Below are 24,826 nucleotides of genomic sequence, written 5' to 3'. Positions count from 1 at the left end.
TTCACCATTGCCTTGAAACAGGCTGATGCCTTCATTTTAAATAGGACAGTCCTGTGATACACACTGTAACTATCATTATAATTCGTGGGCAAGAAATGTGTAAAGGGCAAGTTGGAAAACCGTATTCCAACCGACCCTTACTTTATAGCAATCCGATTATTACTCCGCCAACAGCACCTGCAGCAACGACGACCCAAGGCGGGAGTTTCCAAAAAACAAGCATGATGAATAACAGGACAGCTAAGGCAAAATCCGCGGGAGCCAGAATGGCCGTCGTCCATAACGGATCGTAGAAAGCAGCCAGCAAAATACCGACGACCGCGGCGTTAATCCCAACCAAAGCTCCTTGAACTTTTGAACTGCCGCGAAGCCCGTTCCAAAACGGCAGTACGCCCGCTACTAAGAGAAACGCCGGCAAAAAGATCGCGACGGTCGCAACAACAGCCCCTGCAATTCCGTGAGACAATGCGCCGAGATACCCCGCAAACGTAAATAATGGACCAGGTACAGCTTGCGCTGCCCCGTATCCCGCCAAGAAATCTGCCGGACTGACCCAACCAGTCGGCACAACCTCGCGCTCCAACATAGGGAGCACGACATGTCCGCCGCCAAACACCAGCGACCCCGAGCGGTAAAAACCGTCGAATAATGCGATCCAATCGTTATTCACCCATTGTCTTAGGAGCGGCAGCGCAAGCAGGAGGCCAAAAAACAGACTAAGACAGGTGAGGGCAAAAGGCTTGCCGACGGAGATCTGAATCGTCTGACCCCCAATAACCGGATTCCTCTTATATCGCCAAAGCCCAACCAAGCCGGCGGCTAGAATGATCATCACCTGGGTATATGCGGCAGGCCATAATAGCGTGAGCGTCGCAGCGGCAGCCGCAATCGTAATCCGCTCCTTGTCGGGCGTAAGCTTTTGCCCCATTCCCAATATGGCGTGGGCTACGATAGCTACGGCAACGATTTTCAGTCCATGAATCCAACCTGCATGAGCAAGATCGAATCCTTGCATTAAGAGCGCAAAAAGAACTAAGACAATGACAGAAGGCAGCGTAAAACCGAGCCAAGCAATGATCCCGCCAACGATTCCGGCACGTACAATGCCTATTCCGATTCCGACTTGACTGCTTGCAGGTCCAGGCAGAAACTGACATAGCGCCACAAAATCGGCGTAGCTCTTATCATCCATCCATTTCCGGCGCCGAATATATTCGTCATGGAAATAACCCAGGTGGGCGATCGGACCTCCGAATGAAGTCAGACCTAATTTCGCGGATACGCGGAGAACCTCCCAGATCGATGAAACTTTCATAGGTTAAACCTCCAATTTACTCGCAGCAGTTATTCTTTATGCTGTCAATATTCTCTCTAAGAGACGGGAGGTGATCTAGAATCGTTCCGATGTAAGGTTTATCTTCGATCTGAAGGGAATAGTAGATCCACTGTCCCTTTCTCGTTTCATGTACAAGCCCGGCATCTTTTAATTTCCGAAGATGTTGACTGACATTAGGCTGCGATGTCTCCAGGAAACCGACAAGATCGCATACGCAAAGCGCCCCTTCCTTGAGCATGGCAAGTATAGTAAGCCGGGTTTTATCTCCGAGCATCTTAAATTGATCAGACATCTCTTGAATTTGGTCCACGTTCAAAGCCTCCTTCCAGGTTCTATCATTCCTCATGCAGTCAAAATCTTGTTCATTAATATATAATGATTCAATTATATAATCAACGGATTTTGGTTTAATTTTTTGTAAATGGTCAAGTAAAAATCCGGGCAGGGTTCCCCCTGCCCGGATTTCCTATCCTACATCGGCTATGAGTCGCTCTGTCTCCTGCGCCAACGCCTCCAACTCCCCGACTGCGGCTTTCAACGCGCTTCGCTCAGGCGAAAGCATCGCATAACTCCGCGACACGCGTACCGCAAAGTTGGCCGGACCGCGAGCGAACTTGTCGCATGAAGCGACGGCGCCCTTCTCGTTCAGCAGGTAGGTGCGGTTCAACGCGAACAACACTTGCGTCATACAGCTCACCGCACGGAACAAGTGGCCGGAAACATAAGATACATCGCCGCGCTTCACGCCCTTATGCGCATTGGCGAGCGAGAAGCCGGCCTCCCACATGAATGTGGAGATGACGGCCCGCTGCAGCGCATCCGGGTAGGCCGCGCAAAGGCCCTTCATCGCGGCAACCCGGCCGTTCGGGTCCCACAGCGTCTTGCACAAGGCCGCTTCCCCAATGTAGATCGGACTGCAAAACGCATGCGGGTGACCCGGCTGATAATGGACGGAAATGCTGCCGCTTCGGCAAGCCTGCGCCACTTCGGTCACTTTATCAAGCTCGCGATACAGGAAGTCGACGGCCAGACCTCCGATCCGAAGCCACCCGCCCCCATTGATCCATGGCCCCCAGCCGCCGATCGGCGTAACGAGCTCCTCACGCCCGGAATCATCCAGCTCTGTTGCAGCCGCGGCAAGCGCGGCAATGTCGATCGTCTTCTCCGCGGCATAGTAGATGCCGATATCCACATCCGATTCGGCCGTATGCGTCCCGATTGCACGCGAACCGCCAAGGACGATGCCTTCGATCCCTTGAACGGGCTTCAATCGTTCAACGATCGTCTCAAGCAATTGTTCGATGCCGGTCATGCGCGATCACCTCTTTATAGGGTAAACTCTTTCCCGCATGCATGGACCTTCACGCCGGAAGCATCGCCGTACAGCACCTTCACGTCGACGGCAAACTCGCCACTCGCATCTCGCTTCTGGCTGTACGTGCCCCAAGCGCGGCCCGTGCTCCAGAAGCCGGTATAATCATCGGCATTCACGACCGGCGCGAATTTCATTTCGCCGCGGGCCATATCGAATTCGAAGCCGCTGAGCGCGATCAGCAATCCCCAGCTGGACATCGACCTTGCATAGTGATGGCCGCATTCGACCTCATTCCACGGGCTCCGGCGGTAGCCGTCCTGGCGGTCGCGCACCGCTTTTACGATCGTCAGCCCTTCTTCAATAAAGCCTTCATAGATCAGATGCGTCGCCACATGATACTCGATGCCCGTCCAAACTTCATCGGAATAGACGAACGGAAGCTTCGGACGGCCGCCATTCGGCCACGAGCAGAGCACCAAGCCCTTTTCGTCGCCCAGCGCATACGTCCTCTGACAGTTCACGTGATTGTAGAAGTCCGTCTTGAAATTATGCTTGAACACCGCATGGATCGTGCTTTGCACCCGCTCCTTCGGCAGCAAGTAGCCGAGTCCGTACAAATGCGCCAGCTGCTGGCCGAGCAGCTGATCGGACAAGCAGCCTAACCCATGCTGATACTTGTACGCGTCCACATCCTCCAGCCGCTGCACGTAGTACTCGCCGTTCCACGTCAGCTCATCCAGCCGCTTCGAGCTCGTTTCGAACGCCGCCGTATATTTCTTCGCCGTCTCCTCTTCGCCGAGATACGCAGCCATTTCCGTCGCAGCCCGCAGCGCCCCTAAGAAGAACACGCCGGTCAGAGGATTCGGTCCATAAAATTCAATGTCGTACGTATTGTGCTGTACGCCGTCCAGCACGAGGTCGCCGTCCGTGTCCCAATGAATCGGAGCGTAATTAAGCGTGTTCTTGATGGCAGGCCACAGCTCGCGCAGAAAATCATCGTCGCCTGTCAGCTTCCACTCCCGGTAGGCGCGCATAATCGTTCCCATTTGTCCGTCCGCAGCCGCAGGCGCAGACTGGCCCTGCCAGTTCCATTGCGCTCCGAACATCTGGAAGGCGCGGAAGTTCATTTTGCCATCCGCAGTCACCTCGGTCAGAAACTCCGTTCTGCGCATGTTTTGCTCCAGCTCAGGGAAGAGGAAGGCGAGCGTTTGCGCGTAGTTCCATACGTGCGTGCAGCTGCCGTCGCAGCAGCCGGCTTGGTCGAAGCAGCCTTCGTAGCCGTAGAACCGGCCGTTAATATGCCGGAAGCAAGTCGTACTCCGAAGCACGGTGATATTGCTCGCTATAGCATCAACGACAACCGACGGAAGCGTACCGCCGAACAAGGCGCTGTGGAACTTTTTCGTCTCCTGCGTCAAACGCTCCCGCTCGCCAACAAGATAATCCGCAACTGACCAGGAGCTGTCAAACTGGCAGGCATAGTAGTTTCGCGTAATTTCGCGTCCCTCTTCCTTCACGCAAATATGCTCGTTCCAGCCGTTGATCCGGTTCGGGAAATGCCACGTCATCACGAACGCGAACAACTTCGTCTCGCCCGGCGCCAACGTTTCATATACGCCAAGCGAGCCGGTGTCGGTGCGGTTCTTCTCGGAAGGAGTATCGTAGCCAAGATCGTTCAGCCGCCCGTCTTCCGCAAGGTCATCCCAGAACTCCTGCAGAAAATCATACCATGCGCCGCGCAGCCAAGCCCGCTTGCAGGTGACCTTCGGATTCGTCGTCACGAGGGACATGCTGCCATAGTTCAAATCGCCTTCACTGAATGCATCCGAAGAGAATTGCAGGCCGCTAAAGCTGCCCGCTTGGCGGAATTCGTTGCGGTTGCCGCCGGCATTGCGCACGTCCAGGTTGCCGAACGAATCATAGCCTAGGCCTCCGATCGGATTCATGAGCGAGCCCGCGATCGTCACGTCAACCGGCTTATCCGACGTATTGGTCACCTGATAGGTCAAATATGCGCCCGGAATGCCGGAATCGTCCACGTTCAGCGGAATGAAAGGCGTAAACGCCTCGAGCGTGACTTGAACAGGCAGCTCCTTGTCCTCAAAATCGACCCAAACGAGCGGATATTCCCCGCGCATCGTCGATTTCTCAAGGCGCGGCAGTCCGGCGCCGGTGACCGGATGGTAGCCGTGCGATTTGCTGTGCGGCAGGTTGAGGCGCGACTCCAGCACCTTCGTGACCGGCTTGCCTCCTTCCGGCTTCGCCCAAATCGCGAAATGGGTGTTCGGCATTAGACTGCCTTTGCCCGGCTTGTTGAAAATCTCCCAATCTCTGAACTCGCCGCGGCTGCCGATCGAAATATTGCCCGTGCCGATGCCGCCAAGCACGAACAGCGCTTCCGTCGCTTCGCCCGGATATGTGCGCTGACCCGATGAATCGAATAATTGCTCCTTCGTATAAACCATGTCCCCAACACCCCTTGCCGTTTTGTAGGTGGTTCAAGTTTCGTTCAAGTTTCATTTCCCAAGTGATAACGTCGCAAAAATCCCAGTACGTTCACGTGAACGGAATAGATAAAAAAAATAATGGCCATCTTGCTTGAAGCTATCGCCGTTTACGCGTACGAGCATATTGTATCAGCGATGTTTTTTTTTGTAAACGCTATTATTTCATAGTGCCAGGGAAGGCCGATCTTGAGCTTTAAGAGCAGATCGGGCGCACCCGCTATTTCTCCATCGTGTACACGAAACGGTCAATTTGAACCTCGCCGTAAACCGGCTCGAAGAACGGCTCCCCGCCGCGCACTCCCACCGTGCCGTACCCGCTGCTTGTCGAGAGGAAGCTCCGGAAATCGCCTCCGATCGACGGCGAAACGTAAAGCGTCCGCTCCGGCGCATCGTACCGGATGCCGGTCATGCCTTGAATAAGACCGTAGGAAGCCATCGCCCGGGCATACCAATGGCCGCACTCGCATTCGTCATAAGGATTACGGATCGTGCCGTCGTACCGGTCGCGGCAGGTACGGACGATTTCGAGCCCCTCCTCCACGCAGCCGAGCAGCATCAGATGCGAAGCGACCTGATACTCAATGCCCGTCCAGACCTCGTTGCTGTAGACGAACGGCAGCTTCAATTGACCGCCGTGCGGCCAGGTGCAAAGCAGCAATCCGCCTTCTTCGCCTACCGCGAATCCGGAGCGCTGCAGATTCGCATGCCCGGTAAGATCCTTCCGGAAGTTGTATTTAAACACGCTGAGCAAATGGCTCCTCACTTGATTCCGGTCCAGAATCTCCCCTAAACCGCACATTTCCGCGATCCAAGCGCCGATCACGCCATCGGACAAACACCCTTTGCCATACTGATATTTCGGTCCTTCCTCCTTGAAGAGCTGAACCGCCTCCGGCGAATAGTTGATATTAATCGACGCCATCGTAAGCGGCGACTGCTCCCGAAGGCCTTCCCACTGGATATGCTGTTCATAGTACTCGCCGTTGAACAGCTGATTTTCCATGATGTCTCTCCCGCTTTCATAGAGCGTTTCATAGAAAGCAGCCGATTCGCCAAGATGCTCCGCCATTCGCGAAGCTGCCTTCAGCGCGCCTAGATAGAGAGACGTGCACATCCCGTTAGCGCCCCAAAATTCGATGTCATACGTGTTGTGATGCGGCTCCTCCAACACGCCCCGATGACGGGGATCCCAGGATTCGATGCAAAAACGGAGGCTCTGCTTCACCTTCGGCCACAGCTGCTTCAGCCATGCCGAATCGCCGCTGATGCGCCATTCGCGGTATGTGTTCATGATGCCGCCCAATTGGCCGTCGGCCGCCGCATGGAAATTGTGCGCAGCCGGCCTGATCGGCAGCGGAGTCCTGAAGTTTTGATGGCCGTGCTCATCCTGGCACTCGTTCACCTCCGTTGCCCGCAGCGCGCGCGACTCCGCCGGAAACAAATGAGGCAGCGCTTGCGCATAGTTCCATACATGCGTGCAGGAGCCGTGGCAGGAGCCGGTCGTCTCGTTAACGCCTTCCCAAGACCATAATCTCCCGTCGGTCTGCCTGAGCACGGTCGGCGATTTCAAAATCGACAGATTGGCGGACGATGCTTCCATGACCTCGGCGGGAAGCGTCGTATCGTAATAACAATCGCTGAACTGCTTGCTCAGCGCATACAGTTCGTCATAACGCCGCGCCCAGTCGCTCGCAACCGCCTGCACATTCTCATAGCGGCCGGCGTACCAGGGCTTATGGGTGCACGGCTCTTCCGCCGGCAGCTCCGAATCGCCGTAGCGGTAATCCGTCTCCGGCACAAACCAGGACAGCATCAGCTTGACGGTCTGCCGTTCCCCGGGCGCTAAAGCAATCGGTACGTACAAGCTTGCGCCCGGACTCGGCTTGCCTTCCGTGATCGGCGGATTCGAAGGCATTTCGCCTGCCTCCACGGCATGCCAGGCCATCGTCTGCGAATCGAACCAGCCTCCCCGGAACCAGGCATAATTGACCTTGCAGCGTTGATCGTCCACCGCCGCGCAGAATGCCCCTTGCTCCCACGGCCTGTCCTTGGCTGCCGGCTGATGAAGGATGAAACCATTCGGTGCGGCAAGGACCTCCCCGGTATCTTCATGCGACGCCATGAAGTTCTTGGCATGGAACGAATACACGAGCTCAAGCGGTTTGTCCGAGCGATTCGTAAACGTATATTCCAGCGCCGCTGCCGGAAGGCTCGAGTCATCCGCATGGAGCGGAGCAAACGGACTCCAGCCCGTTATTTCCGCCTCGATCGGCAGCTTGTCGTCCTGCAAACGCACGGTGGCGAACGGAAAGCGGGACGTAAAGGCGCTATTTTTGAAGCGGGGCAAGCCGTAATGCCGCAAATAATGGCCGGGATCGACGTCCTTCTGATGGTAGCCGAACAGCTTCCACCTCGCGATCGGGCCTTCCAGCACGCGCGCGATGCTGCTTCCCTCATCGGACTTGATGCAAACCGCCGAATAGACATAGGGCTCGTTCGGAAGATCGGGATAGTTTCGCAGCGATACTTGCGATAGGCCGCCGCCGCCGCCGAGGCAAAGCATGCCGGCCCCCATCCCGCCGAGCGGGAATGCGATGCGGCTGTTCCAGCTCTCGCGATAGATGCCGTTATAGGTTCGAACTTTCATGGAAAAGGACTTCCTCCTCTGCTTCACTTAAGCTTGGATAGACAAGTTTAATGATACCGCTGCAGCAGTGGGAATAACAGGGAATCCTGTCATGGATAGGGGCGAAATGGTCTTCTAGCGCCGGGCTGTTTCTCATAGATTGAAGGATAAGCTAGCAATGCAATGAAACGGAGGGTATGCTTGCGATGCGAAATCCTTTTCCGGGTAACGAAAAGCCGATCCCTATTCCGCAGCCGCTCAGAAGCGATGGGGCCGGCGGACTTGATCGAGGTCCCCGCGACATTATGCGTGATATGGAAAACCCGAATATGCTGGTTCCGCCTCCGACGGATGCGGGGCTTATGCCAAATTTGAAAATGTCCTTCTCCGACACTCATATGGTCTTAAGTCATGGTGGCTGGTCAAGAGAGATTACGGTGCGCGACCTTCCGATTGCGACCGCGCTCGCCGGCGTTAACATGAGCTTGACGCCAGGCGGCGTCCGGGAGCTGCATTGGCATCAGCAGGCGGAATGGGCGTATATGATTTGGGGCGGCGCTCGAATTACGTCGATGGATCAGGACGGACGCAATTTTATCGCGGATGTCGGCCCGGGCGACCTGTGGTATTTTCCTGCGGGTCTGCCGCATTCCATACAAGGGTTGGAGGAAGGCTGCGAATTTCTGCTTGTCTTTGACGACGGCAGCTTCTCCGACTTGAACACCTTGTCGATCTCCGATTGGCTTGCCCATACGCCCAAGGACGTGCTGTCCGCCAACTTCGGCGTGCCGCCGAGCGCCTTTAACGCGATTCCGCGCGAGCAAGTGTATATGTTCCAAAACGGCATTCCCGGACCGATCGCCTCCGATGAGGTTCAATCCCCTAATGGCACGGTACCGCACAGCTTTAAGCACCGTCTGCTCGCCCAGTCGCCGGTCCGGACATCGGGCGGGAGCGTAAGAATCGTGGACTCCGCCAATTTTCCAGCCTCCAAAACAATCGCGGCTGCGCTCGTCGAAATCGAGCCCGGCGGCATGCGGGAGCTGCATTGGCACCCCAACAACGATGAATGGCAGTATTACTTGACCGGCCAAGGGAGAATGACTGTCTTCTCCGGGAACGGAACCGCGCGGACGTTCGATTACAGAGCCGGCGACGTCGGGTATGTGCCGTTTGCGAACGGCCATTATATTCAGAACACGGGCACCCGCCCGCTGTGGTTTCTGGAAATATTCCGAAGCGATCGGTATGCGGATATCTCCTTGAACCAGTGGATGGCGCTGACCCCGCGGAGCCTGGTGGAACAAAATCTCCATATCGGGTCCACCGTGACCGATTCGCTCCGCAAGGAGGAGTCGCCTGTCGTCAAATTCCCGGGCTTTACTTATTATCCAAAATAACAAGGGAGCGCTTGCTGGCGCTCCCTTCAGATTGTAAAGAATCCCGCCATCGTTTTATTGGAGGGCTTGTCGACTGTAGCATGAAAGGCGCCTGAAATTCTAGCGGATGCTCCAGTGCTTATTTGCACAAAAATACCCTTTCATAAAATCTAACGGCCGCCATAGGCGTTATTTGGCCCAAATCGGAAGAATTCGCTGCCCCAAACGCCAAATAGCGTATCTGAGAACCGTTAGCCTTTCAAAAGGGGCATTTTGAGGCTAAATAGCGTGCGTGGCAACCGTTAGCGTTTGTTTGGTGGCATTCCGATTGATCCTAATAACTTTTACGACTGCCTGAAGGGAGCGCTTGCCAGCGCTCCCTTTTTTAATGGTCTTCTGCAGCGCGGCGCGCTTTCTCGGCCTTTGTCCGAGAATAGGAGAACAACAGGCGGAGCAGCGGCGGCACCGCGAAAAATATGAAAAACGTGCGGAACAGCTGGTACCCCGCCACCATCGACAGATCGGCATCGATCTCATGCGCGATGATGCCCATTTGGTCCATCCCCCCAGGCGCTAGGCTGAGCAGCGCGGTCGGAACCGAAACCGGCTGCAGCTTCGTCAGCAAAGCGGCGAACGCACACGAGCCCGCTAGCAGCAGCGCCCCGCTGCCGATCGCAAGGGTGATCGTTCTTAGCTTGTTCGTCAGCTCCTGCGGCTTGAGCAGCAGCCCTACGTATGCGCCGATCATCAGCTGGGCGGCATCAATAAGAAGCGAGGGCAGCGCGGGACCGTGCAAGCCGCTAAGCTGCAAAACGGCGGTAATGAGCGCGGGCCCGAGCAGATAGGCCGTCGGGAACCGGACCCGGCTGCCCAAGACGGCGCATGCGACGCTGGCTATGGCGAATGGCAGCAGCTCCGGGAACAAGCCGCCCCATCCGGCCGATAAGCCCGCCGTCATCGGCAGCTCGGAAGCGCTGTCCTGATGCGGTGCACCGAAGATCGGATTGAACACGATAAGCGGAACGCAGACGATAATCATCATCAGCCGGATCACCTGCGTCACCGTAACAATCGTCAAATTCACCCCTTCGGATTCCTCCGCGAGCGCAATGATCTGCGTTAAACCTCCCGGCACGCTGCCGAGCAGGGCGGTTTTGAAGTCGAGCTTGGAAAGCTTCGATACCAGCAGAGCTATCCCCGTACAAAATAGCAACAGCAATACGATCATGAGCAGCATCGTCGGCAGCTGATACGACATCTCCTTCAGTGCCTCTCTGGTCATCGATAGCCCGATCGTATAACCGACAATGATCATGCCTGCATTTCTGAGCTGCGTCGGCCAGCGTAACGTGCCGCCAAGTACGCCCGATCCAATCAAGACGGCGATCATCGGGCCAAGCAGCCACGGCACCGGCGCATGCATCAGCTTGAATGCGATACCTCCGATTAAGGCCGCCGTTAATGTCCTCCACATGAATGAACACCTTCCCCGTGCTTCAACATCTCGTTTTACAATACAACGCTCGCAGCCATAACGCAAAAATAACACGCCTGAGCCGGCGTGTTTTCTCAGAAGGTGGGAAGGTTGCTTGAATGCTCACTTGTGAACTTAGAGTCGGAATAACCGACTCTCCCTAAGCGAATCCGCGCTAAAATGCTGCCGAGAGTCGGTGAAACCGACTTTCGAACGAATTCACCGGCTAGGGAAACACGTTCTTCCCGCAACCGTCATAACATAACCCATGCCATGCGCCTACTCTACGATCAGAAAGCAGGGAGAACCATGACGGTTTCATATATGGACTACACATCGCGAAATGTCCAATTCACGTACAACGTAAATAATAATACGACGTTCAAAAAAGATGCCCTCAATTATATCAATACGCTTTCCAACCAAGAACTAAACACGCTGGTCGACGTGTCGCTGCTCGACATTTACATGAGCAAAGGCAATATTGTCGAGCCTCACTATCATCAAAATGCAGCCGAGCTGATCTACGTGATCTCCGGCTCCATCGTCCTCTCGATCATCAATCCGTTTACGAATGAGCTGCTTCACTTCCCGCTGCAACCCGGTCAAGTGGGCAACGTGCCGCACGGCTGGTGGCACTATGAGGCAGCCACCGCAGACAACACCCATCTGCTCGCCATATTCGACGCGCCTGTACCGCAATTCATCGGCGGCTCCGACCTGCTGCGGCTGACGCCGGCGGATATACTTGCGCATACCTATTGTTTGAACGAAGCCAAAGTGAAAGACACGCTCGCCCCGATCACGCAAACGGTCTTCATCGGTCCGCCTGCGAACTGCAATCAGCCTGGGGCACAAGCGGTTCAAGGCGTATCAGAAGGTGTCGGCTCGAAACAGGCGGTTCAAGGCGTATCAGAAGGTGTCGGCTCGAAGCAGGCGGTTCAAGGCGTATCAGAAGGTGTCGGCTCGAAGCAGGCGGTTCAAGGCGTATCAGAAGGTGTCGGCTCGAAGCAGGCGGTTCAAGGCGTATCAGAGGGTGTCGGCTCCGGCTATGGCTTCCCGAACCAGAAACGCCAATTCATTGGAAACGGCTGGCGCTTCTAGCGCCGGTTCCCTACAAAATTGGCGACGCGGCTAACGCGGCTGCGATGAAGAGAAGCTGAAGAACGGTCCGAACCGGCAGCGACGGAACGGGACTGCCGCCAATCGTCAGCTTCTCCCTGGCCGCGCGGACATTGGCCGGGAACATCGCGATGAAAAGCACGGCCAAACAGATGGATGCGGCGGGAGCGGAGACGGGAATGAGAATGCCGACCGCTCCCGCCAGTTCAAGCAAGCCGGTAACGGATACGATCGCTTCCCGCCGCGGCAGCGATTCGGGTACCATGCGGACAAGATCCGTCCTTCTGCTGCCGAAGTGCGCCGACGCGGTCAGCAGCAGCATTACGGCTACCGCCGCCTGGAGAGGATGCTGCCACCCATCGAAATAAGACAAGCCGAGCAAGCCGGCGAGACGAAACACAAGCCACGAGCCAATCAATGCGATTAAAGGTGCCATCCTTAACAATGCCCTCCCTTTATGGTGTTGAATGCAAGCTTCCGGTGATGAAAGACGTAAACTGTTTTGCCGTGAAGCTGGCGCTTAAGATCGAGAACGTGGAGCGTATGCGGAGGCCGAACGAAATCAGGACGAACATCTCCGCCGTGCTGTCCGCATTCACCGTCTCCGGGATAACGCCGTGTTCCTGACCTGCGGCAATCCAGCCTCGTGCCAGGAGAACCGACCGTTCATAGAACTGGTTCAGCGCCTGCCTAACCGCAGGCTCCTCTTCCTTGCCAAGCAGATAAACAAACACCTTGTTCGTCACATCCTCCGGGTCCTCCAGCGTATGGAAGTTCGCCGCGATGCTGTCCATCGGTCCGTCAAACGCGCGCTTCTCCTGTCCCACCTCGTTCATGAACCGTTTGTTCGTTTCCTCGAGCCGTTCCTGCAGCACCCAGGCAAACAGCTCATCCTTGCTCTTCACATAGTGGAATATCGCTCCTTTCGAAAGCTCCGACCGCTCCATGATGTCCTTCAAAGTTAGCGATGCGCAGCCCTTCTCGAGGATGAGCTTCTTCGTCGTCTGCAGCAATAGCCGTGTCGTTTGCTCCCGGCGTTCTTCTTGCTTCATTGGAAAAACCTCCCTTGCTGCTTTTATTATACAAACCGACCATCGGTTTGTAAATAGCGAAAAAGCGAAGGCCAAGCCCTTTTTTCAAGTTGCTTGGCCTTCCGCTTGTTCCGTTATGAGAGCCGCTTCCCGATTTCCCAGTGGTGGCCGAAAGGATCGGCGATACGCCCAATCCGCCAGCCGTAGCCTTCATTGACGGGCACAACCACGGTTGCTCCGGCCGCGACAGCCTGGTCAAACAGCGAATCCGGATCGTCCACCGTAAGGATCATCCGAACCGCTCCTTTTGCGTCCGGTTTCTGGCTCGCCTCACTCGCCTCCGGATCCTCCTGAATCCAGAAGCCCGCGCCACGCACGGATAGCTCCGCGATGACCGCTTTGCCTTCCTCTTCTTCGAGCCGGTACAGCTCGGCGGCGCCGAATGCCGCTTTATAAAATCGCAGCGCTTCCTCGGCATGAGGAACCGCAATCCAAGGTGCGATCGATGCTCGTCCCTTCATCTTCTCTTCTCCTCCGATGCAAATCGATTCGGTATCCATATGGTAAATGATAACATATCCGAATCCGTCTTAATACCGTACCGATTCAACCTGCTTCCGGCTCCCGGCCGCTCGGAGCGACAAGTGCTTCAAGACAATGATGGCGAAAAAGACGCCCATGCACAAAGCCGAAAAACGATACATGACCGCATAATCGGTCAAAGAGGCGATGGCGCCAAGAAGGAGCGCGCCGATCGCGACGCCGAAATCCGTTGAATTGTAGAACATGCTGTTCGTCAGGCCGTACTGCTCCGGCGCGGACGAGCGCAGCATCCATGCTTGTATGGTCGGCTGGATGGCGCCGAAGCCGGTTCCGTAGCATAGGGCCGACACAATCAGAAGCGGCATGGAATGGGTGAAGGAAAGCAGTGCCATGCTAACGACGACAAGCACCGCGGCCGGTATAAGGACGGCTGCATGCCCACTGCGGTCGAAGATGCGGCCGGAAACCGGACGCACCGCTATTATGGTTATCGCGTTGAATAAGAAGAACAGCCCGACCTGCTCCACATGCGCAAATTCGCCGAACAACGCGAGGAAGCTGAGCAAGCCGCTATAAGTGATCGCAAGCAGCACGTTCAGCAGAATCGGCAGCAGCAAGCTGCGATTGAACCGGCTGCGCTTACCGTTATCTGCGCTGTTGGCAGTCCCCTGCAGCTGCGGCTGCGCCGTCTTCGAAGCGGAAGAAGCCCGGGTAAGCAGCAGAATCGGGAAAGCGAGCGAAAGAACGGCTGTTCCGAGCATGCCCAACGTACCGAATCCGGCATGCTTCATGACGTTCAGTCCGATGGTCGGTCCGACCGACATGGCAAGGCTCGTGGATAGGCCGAAATAGCCGATTCCTTCGCCCATCCGGCGGACCGGAATAATCTGCGATACGAGCGTCGGTAAAATCGTGCTCGACATTCCGAACCCGATGCCGTAGAGGACACGCAAGGCAAGCAGCGAATGGACGGAACCGGCAAGCGCGTAGAGACCGGTCGAGATCAGCGCAATTGCCAGGCCGGCCATGAGCAGCAGGCCGCGCGGCAGTTTCCGCATGAGCAACGCGGTTAAGAAACGGGTCACAATCGCAGCCAGCGCAAATACGCTCGTCACTAAGCTGACCAGCAAATCTCCGGCATGAAATTCATTCTTTACATAAGCCGGAAAGGAAGACAGCAGCATTTGCAAATTGAGAAACAAGAGAAACGAACAGACCGTAAGCGATACGAACGATACGGTCCATAATTTAGCTTTATTATCCATCATGTCATGATCTCCGATGCGATTCGCCGGCGGTGAGCCGTTCGCTCGCATGCAGGTGCACGCGCATGAGAAGATTCATGAATAGCGCATATTCCTCGTCTGACATGCAGGCTCGGACGTCAGCGGTTACGCTCTCCTCGATCGGCGCCGTTTCCCGCATCGCCGACGCTCCTTGCTCCGTGCAGAAGACAAGAAACGAACGGCGGTCCTGTTGACCCGCTTGTTTAAGAACGAGCCCTTTGCGTTCGAGCAGATCCAGGATGCGCGTCGTTGTAGGCTTATCCTTGCCTACCCGATCCGCGATGTCCTTCTGGATCATGCCCGGAGTCCGGTAGACCTGGTTAAGCACCGACCACTGCTCCGTCGTAATGTCATATTCGCCGAGCCGCTGCTGCAGCAAGGCCGAAAGCTTACGATAAGCAAGCCCTATCGCAAAACCGGCCGATTGAAACGGAGGCCTTTCTTGAATGGACACGTTACGATTCACCGCCGCGAATGAATTTAGTTGCTATAACAACTATATTCAAATCGTCGTTACATGTCAAACAAGCGCCTTCCAATATGGCCATGCCTGCAAATACGCCGGCAAATCATGCGGGTGGTGAAGCAGGCAGACCGCGATCCGGTGATAAAGCCTGATCATAACCTCCCGGACGAGCTCCGCTTGCTCTAGCGGCTCATGCTGCAGCAGTTCGAATGCCGGAAGCAGCGTTTCCAGATTCAAATCATCCGGCGAAGATACGAAGGCGAAAATGAAATCGTAAAGCATCGGACCCGTCATCGGCTGAGGGTCGATTACGCCTTTCAGCGCGCCTTTGTCGAATACGAAATTGTGGACGCCGCAGTCGCCGTGAAGAAGCACGCTTCGCCCCCGGCCGCTGCTTAGGCGCTCAAGCGCGAAGGATTTAACAAGTTCGTAGTCCGATTCGGCGAGCCGGTCGCCAATCTCGTTTTTTGCATAATGCAAACCATCCAAGATCATGCCGCTCCATGCTTCTGACGAATCCGGCCGCTCGAACGTCCGGTAATGATTAAGCAAGTCCACCGTCAATTTCTTCATCCATTCCTTCTTCGTCCCGCGCGCATCCCCGATCGTTCCGGCTACGAACTCATAGATGATGAAAGACCGGTCCGGTGCGAGATAATGGAGCTTCGGCAGCAGCGGACTTTCCGCGTATAGGCCGTGAAATTGCCCGACCTCGGCCAAATATTGCGGATCCTCTGCCTTCAGGACGTAACAAGGTACATCATCAACCGTGATTAAGTACACTCTTCCCTCGGTCGTACCGTTCATTTGATCCTTTAATTTGGATGCCGGATGAAGGCAGCCCTTATCGATAAGATCCAGAATGATCCCGTTTACGTTCATTTCCTTCATTGTCACGATCGTCCTTCCCAAACGTTATTACCGGATTTCAACCAAAACGGGAAACCGCGCAAGTGGCGCAGTTTCCCGCTGCTTACTACCAGGAAGCGATGCAGCCGTCCGTCCTTGGCTCGGTACCGCCGATCAAGACGCCGCTTGGCTCCCGCCATATGATTTGACCGCAGCCGAACGCCTTATGGTCAGGCAGCGTATAAATATCGTGGCCCCGCCGTTTGAGCTCCTCGGCAATCGCCGCGGGGAACCCCGCTTCGACCGCCACGGTTTTCCCTTCCATCCACTGCCATCTCGGCGCATCGAGCGCGGCTTGCGGATTGTTATGATGATCGAGCAGATTAGCGATTACCTGCAGATGGCCTTGCGGCTGCATGAACGCGCCCATCACGCCGAAGGGACCGACCGGTTCCCCGCTCTTCGTGATAAAACCCGGAATAATCGTATGATAAGGCCTTTTGCCTGGCTCCAGCACATTCGCATGACCCGGATCGAGCGAGAAAGAGTGGCCTCGGTTCTGAAGGCTGATGCCCGTCCCCGGCACCACGATGCCGGAACCGAACCCGTGATAGTTGCTCTGAATGAACGAAACCATGTTCCCTTCCCCGTCCGCCGTGGCCAGATAGACCGTTCCGCCTTTGGGAAGCTGACCCGGCTCGGGCATAAGCGCCTCTTCGCCGATCAAGCCGCCCCGAAGCGCGGCATACTCAGGGGACAGCAGCTGCTCCACGCTCGCCCGCATATGCTTTGGATCCGTTACATAGTGCTTCCCATCGGCAAAAGCCAGCTTCATCGCTTCGATCTGCGTATGGAACCGCGTTTCGGCGTCAAGGGAGGCGAGATCGAACCGGTTCAGCATATTAAGCGCCATTAAAGCGACGATGCCTTGACCGTTCGGAGGCAGCTCCCAGATGTCATAGCCACGGTAAGAAACGGAGATCGGATCTACCCACTCCGGCTGGAACGGCGCCATATCCTCCTTGCGCAATAAACCGCCGCCCTCTCTTGCAGCCTTGTCGATAAGCTCCGCCAATTCGCCTCGGTAGAACGCTTCGCCATTCGTTTCCCCGATCAGACGCAGCGTGCGCGCATGATCAGGCGACCTCCACTCCTCCCCGGCCCGCGGCGCCCGGCCGTTCGGCGCGAATACGCGGAACCATTCCGAGAAGGCGCCATCCCCGTTTCTCTTCTGCCAAGCCTCGTAGGCCCTCTCCCACTTGACCGCGAGCTCGGGAGACAACGGATAACCGCCTTCCGCATACTCGACGGCCGGCTCAAGCAGCTTCGCGAGCGGCAGCCGGCCAAACCGGCCGGCCAAACTCGCCCAAGCCCCCGGCGCTCCCGGCACCGTAACCGGAAGCCAGCCGCTTGCGGGCATCGCGTCCGCGAATCCACGCTGTTTTACGGCTTCCGGCGTCAGCAGCTGCGGCGCTCCCCCGCTGGCATTCAACCCATACATTTGCCCTTTGTACCACACAATGGCGAACGCATCGCCCCCGATGCCGTTTCCCGTCGGCTCGACGACCGTCAAACAAGCGGCGGCGGCTATGGCCGCGTCAATCGCATTGCCGCCCTGCTGCAAAACGCGCATGCCTGCCTGGGAAGCAAGCGGCTGCGAGGCGGCCACCATCCCTTTTCCGGCTACGACTGCGGTTCTTCGGGACGGATGCGGATATTCGGATAATTGAAACATGGGCATTCCCCTCCTTGAATGTTTGATTATGTACGGCTGAGCGACATCTCTTGCGCCATGGCGAGCAGCTTATTGACCGTATTCCAATTGCGAACGGTCGAGGGCACGTTAAGCTTGTCCACCTGCACGGCAAGCTTGGAATTCCGGATGCTCTGGCCGAACAGCAGATAGATATCGCGGCCTGAGACGACAAAGCGTTCGTCGGCAGCTGCGTATCCTTGAAGCTTCTCAACCCGTTCGGTTGGAGGCGCTTCCAGAAGCATCGACACGTAGAGGCATTCTCCCTCCGAAGAAGCCTCGGCAGCCGCAATCTGCTCGTCCGAAAACGGACAGCCCGCGGCGATCGCCGCCATTTCTTCCGCAGTGCGCATAACGACCTTGATGGACAGGCCGAACTGCCGCTCGATCAGCCCTTCGATCCTCTCCCGGAGCGCCGGCTCCCGCTCTTCCGACTCGAACAAAATATTGCCGCTTTGGATGTAGGTTTGTACTCGAGTCAAGCCTATTGTGCCGAGCGCCTCGCGCAGGTCCGCCATTTTGATCTTATTTTTCCCGCCGACGTTAATGCCGCGAAGCAAAGCGATGTGAATGGCCATCGATTCATTCCCCACTTTCTGTAAAACGAGTCTATGATCAGTCTATCATAACGGGGCGGCCGCAGGGTACGTATTCGAAGCTTTCGTTGACAACTTTAAATGAGAACAATTATCATAGAATTGGAGAACATACAACTATTCATGCTCAGGAGAAACCGTGATGATTCCATTTGATCCGACACCGATTGCGAGCCGGCATAACCTATATTTAGATGAGCCACCGGCGGATTCGTCTGCGTTTTCGTTGCAGGGCAACGAGCTTGCGGATCGTTTGGCAGAGCTGATTAACCGCTTCGGCGAAAACGTGAACGCGCCAGACCGGAAGACGGCCGGCATGCTGTTCTTCAAACGGTATTCTTCCTTGATCGCCGGTGCCGTCTATGCGTGGCTGCATAACCGTCATCCTTTCGACCTGTCCTTCAGCAATATTCGCTATGGACTGCACGGAACGAATTTGAAATTTTTTGTTCTTGGCGCGGAACCGTTACCTTCAATCGCAGGGCTGCCACGCGAAGTCGAGCAAGATGAAGCTTATCTCCGCCATTTGTTCCATGAGCATGCCTTGGCGGTAATCGAAGCGGTTGCGAACCATACCGGCGTTTCGCGAGTCGGTCTTTGGCACACCATCGCTTACTTGCTCGCCTACTGGAAGCAGGAATGGCTGCTCGAATCCGCTTCCGGCACCTTATCAGAACGTATCGAGCAGTGGTTCGCGTATGCGAGCCGCAGATCGAATCCGGCATGGCTGCCGGGCCGCGCGGTCAATCCGTTGGCCTGTAGCTTCAGGAAGGTCGAAGATCCGCTGAAGGAAGGACGCCAAATTCTAATTCGCAAAGCCTGCTGCATGAATTATCGAGCCGGCGGGGATACCGATGCGTACTGCTATACTTGTCCGCTCATCACCGATGAGCATCGGATCGAGAAATTTATGATACGCCATTCCTCTGACTAAAAAACTCCTGACACCGTTACGGGTCAGGAGTTTAAATTTGACCATCTCAGCCTCCGATAGCCAAGCCGTCTCCCCGCGGATCGGCCGCACCGCTAAGGATGCCGCCTTCGCCGAGCCGAATGCCTTGCGCCTGACCCATGATTCCGTCCCATTCCGCTACGATTTCCACCTGATGGCCGCATTTCTTCAAGCGTTCCGCCGCATTGCCGAGATTCCGGTTTTCCAGCCTCAGCCGGTCGCAATCCTCGCCCCACGTCCGGCCGTACACCCACCGCGGCAATGCGATTGCCTCCTGGATTGTGCACCCGTAATCCACAATTCCGGTAATGATCGACAATTGCGTTTGCGGCTGCCCCTCTCCCCCTTGCGTACCCATGAGCAGGAAGGGCTTCCCTTCCTTGAGCGCCATGCCGGGCATAAGCGTATGAAAGGTCCGTTTGCCAGGCGCAAGCACATTCGGATGCGTCTCTTCCAAGGAGAAGTAGGAGCCTCGATTTTGCAAAATAATGCCCGTTTCTCCAGCGACGTACGCCGAGCCGAAATCGTAATAAAGGCTCTGGATGAATGAAACGGCGTTGCCTTCTTCATCAACGACTGCCGCGTACGCGGTGTCTTGGCCTGAAGGTACGGATGTAAAGCCGTTCGCCTGAGAAGACGTTGATCCAAGAATGTCGCGGACGAGCGCTTCCGCCGTGTCATCGCTTAGCAGTTCGTCCAATGGAATCTCATGAAACGCCGGATCAGTCAGATGCTGGTCCCGGTAGCGAAAAGCCCGCTTCACTACCTCAGCCATCAAATGGTAGAATGCCGCAGAATGCCGAGGAATGCGGGAAAGCTCGATCTTCTCCAGCATGTTCAGCATCATGAGCAGGGCAAATCCTTGTGAATTCGGGGGCATTTGGCAGACGATCAGCCCTCTGTATGCCGTAGTCAGCGGCTCTACCCACTCGCTGCGGTGCGCGGCAAAATCCTGCTCGGCCAAGAAGCCGCCGTCTCTGCGGACCGCCTCGACGATCGCCTTCATCAAGGCCCCGTTATAGAAGGCATCGCGGCCGCCCGCCATAATCGCTCTTAGCGATTTGGCCAGCATCGGCTGTGTAAGCTTGGCTCCTTCCGGTTTCAGCGTATCCGTGGAGGATTCGAAGTATAAGCCGTGCAGGGCGGGGTTCGCCCGCAGAAGTTTCTCGTCCCGCACCATCCAAGCGTGAAGATTGCGCGATATCGGCATGCCATCCTCCGCATACCGGAGCGCGGGTTTCAGCAAATCCGCCCAAGCGAGCCTGCCGCTGCCGTACGCGGACCAAGCTTCCCACCACGCGTCCACCATGCCCGGGACGGTCAATGCGCTTTGCACGCCGCGATCGGGCATCCGTGATGCGCCGCCCTGCAAGAATAGGCCAGGATGCGCGGCAGCTGCCGCCCTGCCGGAGCCGTTTAGTCCGGCTACCTTGCCCTCCTTCGCGGAGTAGATCATGAAGAAGCTGTCGCCGCCCAAACCTGTCATATGCGGGTAAACCACCGCCAGTGCGGCGCTGATCGCCACCGACGCGTCGACGGCGTTGCCGCCTTGTTGGAGGATGCCGCTCCCGACCTGGCTGGCCAAATAATGCGGGGAAGTCACCATATAGCGATAGGATTGCGGCATCGCGTTATGCATCCGGCGCAGCTCCTTCCGCTTCCGCGTAGCGATCCAGTGCCGCCTTGACAGCCGTGCCCGGGTTGATGGCTGCCCCATGCAACGGCAGAACGGCTTCGAGCGCGGCCAGCCCGAGCAGCACATTCGACTTGCGGCAGCTGTAGCCCATGGTGCCGATCCGCCATATTTGCCCCTTCAGCGGCCCGAAGGAGCTGGCAATTTCGATGCCGAAGTCCGCGAGCAGCTGGCTTCGCACCGCCTCCCCATCTATACCGGCGGGTATGCGGACACAGGTGACGACGGTCATTTTACAGCTGTCGTCTCCGTAACGGCTTAGCCCCATCGCTTCCAATCCCGCGACGAGCGCACGCTCGTGAAGGCGGTGGCGCGTGAAGCGCGCTTCCAAGCCTTCCTCCAAAACAAGCCGGAGCCCTTCGCGGAGGCCGTACAACATGGCGGTCGCCTCGGTATGGTGGTTCAGCCGCCGAGGACTCCAGTAATCCTGAAGCTGCGTCAGGTCGAAATAGTTGCTTCGGATGAAGGCGGCCGGATCTCCATCGTCCGAATAGCCCTCAGGACGAATCCCTCTTTCAATGCGCTTGCGGCGAATCAGCTTCCTTTCAACCCGGTCGTTATAAGTGATCGGCGCCATGCCGGACGGCACGGACAAGCATTTCTGCGTCCCGCCAATGACGGCGTCCAGCATCCACGCATCCGTCTCCACGGGCATGCCGCCAATGGTCGCAACCGCATCCACAACGAGCAAAATATCTCTGTTCCGGCATGCGCGGCCGATCGCATCGAGCGGCTGCGCGCGGCCCGTGGACGTTTCCCCGTGCACAATGGCGACGATACTCGGTTTCTCGCGATCAATTGCCTCGATTACCTCAGCCGGATCGAAGACGGAGCCCCATGTCGTCTCGATCGTCACCACATCCGCGCCGCACCGTTCCGACAGCTCCGCGAGCAAATAGCCGAAGCGGCCGAAGATCGGCACGAGCACCCGGTCGCCAGGCTCAATAAGCCCCGTCAGCACCGCCTCGAGCCCTGAGCGGGAGGTTCCGTCGATCGGGTACGCCCAGCGATTGGAGGTCCGGAAGAGGTCGCGCAGCATTTGCATCGTTTCGTTCATAAGCGCCGTAAACTCCGGGTCGAACTGGCCAAGCATCGGATACGAAAGAGCCCGCGACACGCGCGGATCGACCTCGACCGGACCCGGAGTCAGTATAATGCGGGGCGAGGGCGATAAGTCCCTATAGCGCTTCTCCGTCACAAGCCTTCCTCCCCGTAAGCAAGCTGGTAAAGCAGTTGGGTCAACACGTCGCAGCCGCGCTCGATCTCTTCCGGCGCCGTATATTCAAGCGGCGAGTGGCTGATCCCTCCCCGGCTCGGGACGAAGATCATCGCCGCCTTGCAGATCCGCGCAAACAAGCCGGCATCATGCCCGGCCCCGCTGCTGATTTCCAAGTGGGCATAACCGCTCGCATCGCAAATCCGAGCTAGCCGCTCTCTTAGTTCCGCATCCATCGGGGGAGACGGGAGCTCGGAAAGCCAGCAAGTATACCTTGCGGTGACCCGATGCTGCGCCGCTATGGCCGAGAAGGATAGGAAGGTACGATCGCAGAAATCTTCGATCGCCGTTTCTTCCCTGTGCCGGATATCCAGCGAGAACCGGACATTGCCCGGAATGACGTTGGCGATGCCCGGCGACACCTCAAGCATGCCTACCGTTGCAACAAGCCCGTCCCCTGTTTCCAAAGCAGCCTTGCGAAGCCGCACGATCATTTCGGCAGCAGCAGCCAGCGCGTCCTCGCGCATTTGCATCGGCGTGGTGCCGGCATGATCGCTTCGCCCCTCGACATCGACGAAGTACCGTCGCTGCCCGAAGATCGCATTCACGATGCCGATCTCGCGCTGCTCCCGTTCCAGCACCGCGCCCTGCTCAATATGCAGCTCCACGAACGCCTCGATATCCGTTCGGCGGCAATCGCGGTGAGCGGACGGATCGTAACCGGCGCCTGCCATTGCCTCTCGCAGCGATACGCCCTGCGCATCCGCGGCTTCGAGACTTCCGGCGAATGGCTTGCAGCCCGTCACGTTTCCAGAACCCCAATACGCAAGCGGGAACCGGCTGCCCTCTTCCTCGCAAAAAGACACGACCTCAAGCGTCCGCCGGGGCTGGCCGAAGCTCTGCTTAAGCTTCGAAAGCGCCGCAATGCCTGCCGCAATGCCAAGCGCGCCGTCGTACTGCCCGCCGAAGCGAACACTATCGATATGCGAGCCGGTCACGAACGAGGGGGCGTCGCGGTCCGTCCCTTCCAGCTTCCCGTATACGTTGCCGATCGCATCGGTCGAAACAGACAGCCCAGCCTCGCCCATGATGCGGGCCACGGCCTGCTGGGCCTGCCGCCAAGCCGGATCGTAGAGCAGCCGCGTGATGCCTCCATCCGGTTCAAGCCCTATAGCCGCTAACTGCGACAGGATGTCTGCTGCATGCAAGCGTTCGCCGTGTGCCTCCACTGCCGATCCCCCCACTGCAGAATGTTACGGACGACGGCCGGGCAATAGCCTTCGGCCGTTGGCCGTCCCAACTATCTTGCCCTCGCCTGTATCTGCCCGCCTCTTATAGATGATATTCCCGCGAAGCAAAGTCATTTCCACTTGGCAGCCAAACCGGCAGCCCACGTATGCGCTGTGGGGATGCTTGTAAAGCAGCTGTTCCGCTGACAACACGTAAGGAGCATTTAAATCGACGACAGCGAGGTCCGCGTCGAGCCCTATTTCGATCTTCCCTTTGTAAACGTTTAATCCGAACCGTTCAGCCGGTGCTGCCGACAATGCCCGCGAGAGCACATGGAGCGGAATCCCCCGCTTATGCCAGCCCTCCGTCACGACAACCTCCAGCGTGCTTTGGGCACCGAGAATGCCGCCCCAGGCTTCGAAGTAATTTCCGTTCTCTGCTTCCTTCATAGAAGGCGGACAAGGGGAATGATCCGAGGCCACCAAATCGATCTCCCCTTCAGCCAGCCGCTTCCAAAGCTCTTCGCGTTCGCGTGCGGACCGAATGGGCGGCGAGCATTTCGCACCGGCGCCGATGCGGATGACATCCTCGTCCGTGAAAGCCAAATAATGCGGGCAGGTTTCCGCCGTCACATCAAGCCCGTCCCGCTTCGCTTCGCTGATCAAATCAATCGCCTCTGCAGTGCTGATATGGACAAAATGCAGCCTGCAGCCCGTACGGCGCGCCATATCGAGCGCCAGCTTCACCGCCTCGAGCTCCGCTTGCGGCGGCCGCGCGTCCAAATAATCCCGCATCGTTCTATCGCCTGCCGCCAGCTTCTGTGCGGCTAGCGCCGATACGATCGGCTCGCTCTCCGCGTGAAGCGACAGGATGCCGCCCAAGGACGCGATCGCTTGCATGCCTTCGAACAGCATCGCGTCGTCCACATGCTGAAAGCAGCCCTCTCCCGTATCGCCGGGCGATGACATGAACGCTTTAAAGCCCACGACTCCGGCTCCAGCAAGAGCCGCGAGTTCTCCGGCATTGCCGGGCACAAGGCCGCCCCACAGCGCGTAATCCACATGCGCGCCGTCCTGCCGCGCCGCAGCAAGCTTCAGCTCCAGCGCGGGGAGGTTCACGGTCGGCGGCAGGCCGTTCAGCGGCATATCGATGAAAGCCGTGCAGCCGCCGGCCGCAAGCGCCGCCGTTCCGGTCGCGAAGCCCTCCCACGCGCCGAGCCCCGGCTCGTTGAGATGCACATGCGCATCAACGACGCCGGCGAACACGTGCTTCCCCTCGGCGGACAGCACGCGTTCGGCATCCGCCTCTGGCAAATCCGGCCCAACGCTGATGATTTTGCCATCTCTTATCCCGATATCGACCAGGTCCGTCCCGCCCGGCAAAACCACATGACCTTTGACGACCAAGACATCCCATCGTTTACGCTGCATTCCGCCTACCCCCTTTCAGGGC

The 24,826-nt window shown here is 57.2% G+C and carries 21 protein-coding genes; 3 read left to right on the top strand and 18 right to left on the bottom strand.

Going from position 1 to position 24,826, the window contains the following annotated elements:
- Window positions 1-142 precede the first annotated feature (142 nt).
- The 5 genes from DL346_RS04875 to DL346_RS04855 form a co-directional block, all read right to left on the bottom strand.
- Window positions 143-1,315 carry a chromate transporter gene (locus tag DL346_RS04875; protein ID WP_112880917.1) on the bottom strand — a complete coding sequence of 391 codons (1,173 nt, stop codon included), beginning with the start codon at window positions 1,313-1,315 and terminating at the stop codon, window positions 143-145.
- A 16-nt stretch (window positions 1,316-1,331) separates the two neighbouring features.
- Window positions 1,332-1,646 (bottom strand): ArsR/SmtB family transcription factor, encoded by a 315-nt coding sequence (locus tag DL346_RS04870; RefSeq protein WP_112880916.1) that lies wholly within the window; start codon window positions 1,644-1,646, stop codon window positions 1,332-1,334.
- A 156-nt stretch (window positions 1,647-1,802) separates the two neighbouring features.
- The gene (locus DL346_RS04865; RefSeq protein WP_112880915.1) at window positions 1,803-2,648 is read right to left on the bottom strand and encodes a nucleotidyltransferase domain-containing protein; all 846 of its coding nucleotides are present in this window, start codon (window positions 2,646-2,648) and stop codon (window positions 1,803-1,805) included.
- A gap of 14 nt (window positions 2,649-2,662) precedes the next feature.
- Complete coding sequence (locus tag DL346_RS04860) at window positions 2,663-5,116, bottom strand: GH116 family glycosyl-hydrolase (protein WP_112880914.1); 2,454 nt, start codon at window positions 5,114-5,116, stop codon at window positions 2,663-2,665.
- A 259-nt stretch (window positions 5,117-5,375) separates the two neighbouring features.
- Window positions 5,376-7,805, bottom strand: coding sequence for a GH116 family glycosyl hydrolase (locus tag DL346_RS04855; RefSeq protein ID WP_112880913.1), 2,430 nt, complete (start codon window positions 7,803-7,805; stop codon window positions 5,376-5,378).
- Between the two features lie 185 nt (window positions 7,806-7,990).
- Between DL346_RS04855 and DL346_RS04850 the strand changes: the two genes are divergently transcribed.
- A complete protein-coding gene (locus tag DL346_RS04850) occupies window positions 7,991-9,184 on the top strand; it encodes an oxalate decarboxylase family bicupin (protein ID WP_112880912.1) in 1,194 nt (397 codons plus the stop codon).
- Between the two features lie 364 nt (window positions 9,185-9,548).
- On the opposite strand, the gene DL346_RS04845 is transcribed toward DL346_RS04850, so the two are convergent.
- Entirely contained in the window at window positions 9,549-10,637 is a 1,089-nt protein-coding gene (locus DL346_RS04845) for an AbrB family transcriptional regulator (protein ID WP_112880911.1), read from the bottom strand.
- Between the two features lie 309 nt (window positions 10,638-10,946).
- On the opposite strand from DL346_RS04845, the gene DL346_RS04840 reads away from it, so the two are divergent.
- Entirely contained in the window at window positions 10,947-11,741 is a 795-nt protein-coding gene (locus DL346_RS04840; RefSeq protein WP_112880910.1) for a cupin domain-containing protein, read from the top strand.
- A 10-nt stretch (window positions 11,742-11,751) separates the two neighbouring features.
- Here DL346_RS04840 and DL346_RS04835 read toward each other — a convergent pair whose 3' ends face one another.
- The 8 genes from DL346_RS04835 to DL346_RS04800 all read right to left on the bottom strand — a co-directional run bounded on the left by DL346_RS04835 (window position 11,752) and on the right by DL346_RS04800 (window position 18,265).
- Window positions 11,752-12,195, bottom strand: a complete 444-nt coding sequence (locus DL346_RS04835) for a DoxX family protein (protein WP_112880909.1) — start codon at window positions 12,193-12,195, stop codon at window positions 11,752-11,754.
- 19 nt (window positions 12,196-12,214) lie between these two features.
- Complete coding sequence (locus DL346_RS04830) at window positions 12,215-12,811, bottom strand: TetR/AcrR family transcriptional regulator (protein ID WP_112880908.1); 597 nt, start codon at window positions 12,809-12,811, stop codon at window positions 12,215-12,217.
- 113 nt (window positions 12,812-12,924) lie between these two features.
- Complete coding sequence (locus DL346_RS04825; RefSeq protein ID WP_112880907.1) at window positions 12,925-13,311, bottom strand: VOC family protein; 387 nt, start codon at window positions 13,309-13,311, stop codon at window positions 12,925-12,927.
- Window positions 13,312-13,380: 69 nt separating this feature from the next.
- On the bottom strand, window positions 13,381-14,601 hold the full coding sequence (locus DL346_RS04820; protein WP_112880906.1) for an MFS transporter: 1,221 nt from the start codon (window positions 14,599-14,601) through the stop codon (window positions 13,381-13,383).
- Window position 14,602: 1 nt separating this feature from the next.
- Window positions 14,603-15,073, bottom strand: coding sequence for a MarR family winged helix-turn-helix transcriptional regulator (locus DL346_RS04815; RefSeq protein ID WP_206098471.1), 471 nt, complete (start codon window positions 15,071-15,073; stop codon window positions 14,603-14,605).
- A gap of 66 nt (window positions 15,074-15,139) precedes the next feature.
- Window positions 15,140-15,976, bottom strand: coding sequence for an aminoglycoside phosphotransferase family protein (locus DL346_RS04810; RefSeq protein WP_112880904.1), 837 nt, complete (start codon window positions 15,974-15,976; stop codon window positions 15,140-15,142).
- Between the two features lie 85 nt (window positions 15,977-16,061).
- Entirely contained in the window at window positions 16,062-17,675 is a 1,614-nt protein-coding gene (locus DL346_RS04805) for a gamma-glutamyltransferase family protein (RefSeq protein ID WP_112880903.1), read from the bottom strand.
- Between the two features lie 20 nt (window positions 17,676-17,695).
- Window positions 17,696-18,265, bottom strand: a complete 570-nt coding sequence (locus DL346_RS04800) for a DUF1697 domain-containing protein (protein ID WP_112880902.1) — start codon at window positions 18,263-18,265, stop codon at window positions 17,696-17,698.
- A gap of 160 nt (window positions 18,266-18,425) precedes the next feature.
- On the opposite strand from DL346_RS04800, the gene DL346_RS04795 reads away from it, so the two are divergent.
- Window positions 18,426-19,217: an IucA/IucC family C-terminal-domain containing protein gene (locus DL346_RS04795; RefSeq protein ID WP_112880901.1), complete on the top strand. Its 792-nt coding sequence runs from the start codon at window positions 18,426-18,428 to the stop codon at window positions 19,215-19,217.
- A gap of 46 nt (window positions 19,218-19,263) precedes the next feature.
- On the opposite strand, the gene ggt is transcribed toward DL346_RS04795, so the two are convergent.
- From ggt to allB, 4 genes are read right to left on the bottom strand one after another with little or no spacing between them, the layout of a single operon-like run.
- On the bottom strand, window positions 19,264-20,874 hold the full coding sequence (gene ggt, locus DL346_RS04790) for a gamma-glutamyltransferase (protein WP_112880900.1): 1,611 nt from the start codon (window positions 20,872-20,874) through the stop codon (window positions 19,264-19,266).
- Complete coding sequence (locus DL346_RS04785; RefSeq protein WP_240633030.1) at window positions 20,867-22,126, bottom strand: pyridoxal-phosphate-dependent aminotransferase family protein; 1,260 nt, start codon at window positions 22,124-22,126, stop codon at window positions 20,867-20,869. The genes ggt and DL346_RS04785 overlap by 8 nt, the downstream gene beginning before the upstream one ends.
- A complete protein-coding gene (locus tag DL346_RS04780) occupies window positions 22,123-23,373 on the bottom strand; it encodes a Zn-dependent hydrolase (RefSeq protein WP_112880899.1) in 1,251 nt (416 codons plus the stop codon). Before DL346_RS04780 ends, DL346_RS04785 begins: the two co-directional genes overlap by 4 nt.
- Window positions 23,374-23,397: 24 nt before the next feature.
- Window positions 23,398-24,804, bottom strand: a complete 1,407-nt coding sequence (gene allB / locus DL346_RS04775; RefSeq protein ID WP_112880898.1) for an allantoinase AllB — start codon at window positions 24,802-24,804, stop codon at window positions 23,398-23,400.
- Between the last annotated feature and the right edge of the window lie 22 nt (window positions 24,805-24,826).

Source organism: Paenibacillus montanisoli (assembly GCF_003268025.1).
Lineage (GTDB): Bacteria > Bacillota > Bacilli > Paenibacillales > Paenibacillaceae > Paenibacillus_Z > Paenibacillus_Z montanisoli.
The sequence above is the reverse complement of the archived record's forward strand: the minus strand, read 5'-3'. Positions and strand labels throughout refer to the sequence as shown.

Excerpts from the sequence above, each read along its gene's own strand:
- DL346_RS04875 (WP_112880917.1), bottom strand. The coding sequence starts at position 1,315 with ATGAAAGTTTCATCGATCTGGGAGGTTCTCCGCGTATCCGCGAAATTA.
- DL346_RS04865 (WP_112880915.1), bottom strand. The coding sequence starts at position 2,648 with ATGACCGGCATCGAACAATTGCTTGAGACGATCGTTGAACGATTGAAG.
- DL346_RS04860 (WP_112880914.1), bottom strand. The coding sequence starts at position 5,116 with ATGGTTTATACGAAGGAGCAATTATTCGATTCATCGGGTCAGCGCACA.
- DL346_RS04855 (WP_112880913.1), bottom strand. The coding sequence starts at position 7,805 with ATGAAAGTTCGAACCTATAACGGCATCTATCGCGAGAGCTGGAACAGC.
- DL346_RS04850 (WP_112880912.1), top strand. The coding sequence starts at position 7,991 with ATGCGAAATCCTTTTCCGGGTAACGAAAAGCCGATCCCTATTCCGCAG.
- DL346_RS04845 (WP_112880911.1), bottom strand. The coding sequence starts at position 10,637 with ATGTGGAGGACATTAACGGCGGCCTTAATCGGAGGTATCGCATTCAAG.
- DL346_RS04840 (WP_112880910.1), top strand. The coding sequence starts at position 10,947 with ATGACGGTTTCATATATGGACTACACATCGCGAAATGTCCAATTCACG.
- DL346_RS04835 (WP_112880909.1), bottom strand. The coding sequence starts at position 12,195 with ATGGCACCTTTAATCGCATTGATTGGCTCGTGGCTTGTGTTTCGTCTC.
- DL346_RS04830 (WP_112880908.1), bottom strand. The coding sequence starts at position 12,811 with ATGAAGCAAGAAGAACGCCGGGAGCAAACGACACGGCTATTGCTGCAG.
- DL346_RS04825 (WP_112880907.1), bottom strand. The coding sequence starts at position 13,311 with ATGAAGGGACGAGCATCGATCGCACCTTGGATTGCGGTTCCTCATGCC.
- DL346_RS04820 (WP_112880906.1), bottom strand. The coding sequence starts at position 14,601 with ATGATGGATAATAAAGCTAAATTATGGACCGTATCGTTCGTATCGCTT.
- DL346_RS04810 (WP_112880904.1), bottom strand. The coding sequence starts at position 15,976 with ATGAAGGAAATGAACGTAAACGGGATCATTCTGGATCTTATCGATAAG.
- DL346_RS04805 (WP_112880903.1), bottom strand. The coding sequence starts at position 17,675 with ATGCCCATGTTTCAATTATCCGAATATCCGCATCCGTCCCGAAGAACC.
- DL346_RS04800 (WP_112880902.1), bottom strand. The coding sequence starts at position 18,265 with ATGGCCATTCACATCGCTTTGCTTCGCGGCATTAACGTCGGCGGGAAA.
- DL346_RS04795 (WP_112880901.1), top strand. The coding sequence starts at position 18,426 with ATGATTCCATTTGATCCGACACCGATTGCGAGCCGGCATAACCTATAT.
- ggt (WP_112880900.1), bottom strand. The coding sequence starts at position 20,874 with ATGCATAACGCGATGCCGCAATCCTATCGCTATATGGTGACTTCCCCG.
- allB (WP_112880898.1), bottom strand. The coding sequence starts at position 24,804 with ATGCAGCGTAAACGATGGGATGTCTTGGTCGTCAAAGGTCATGTGGTT.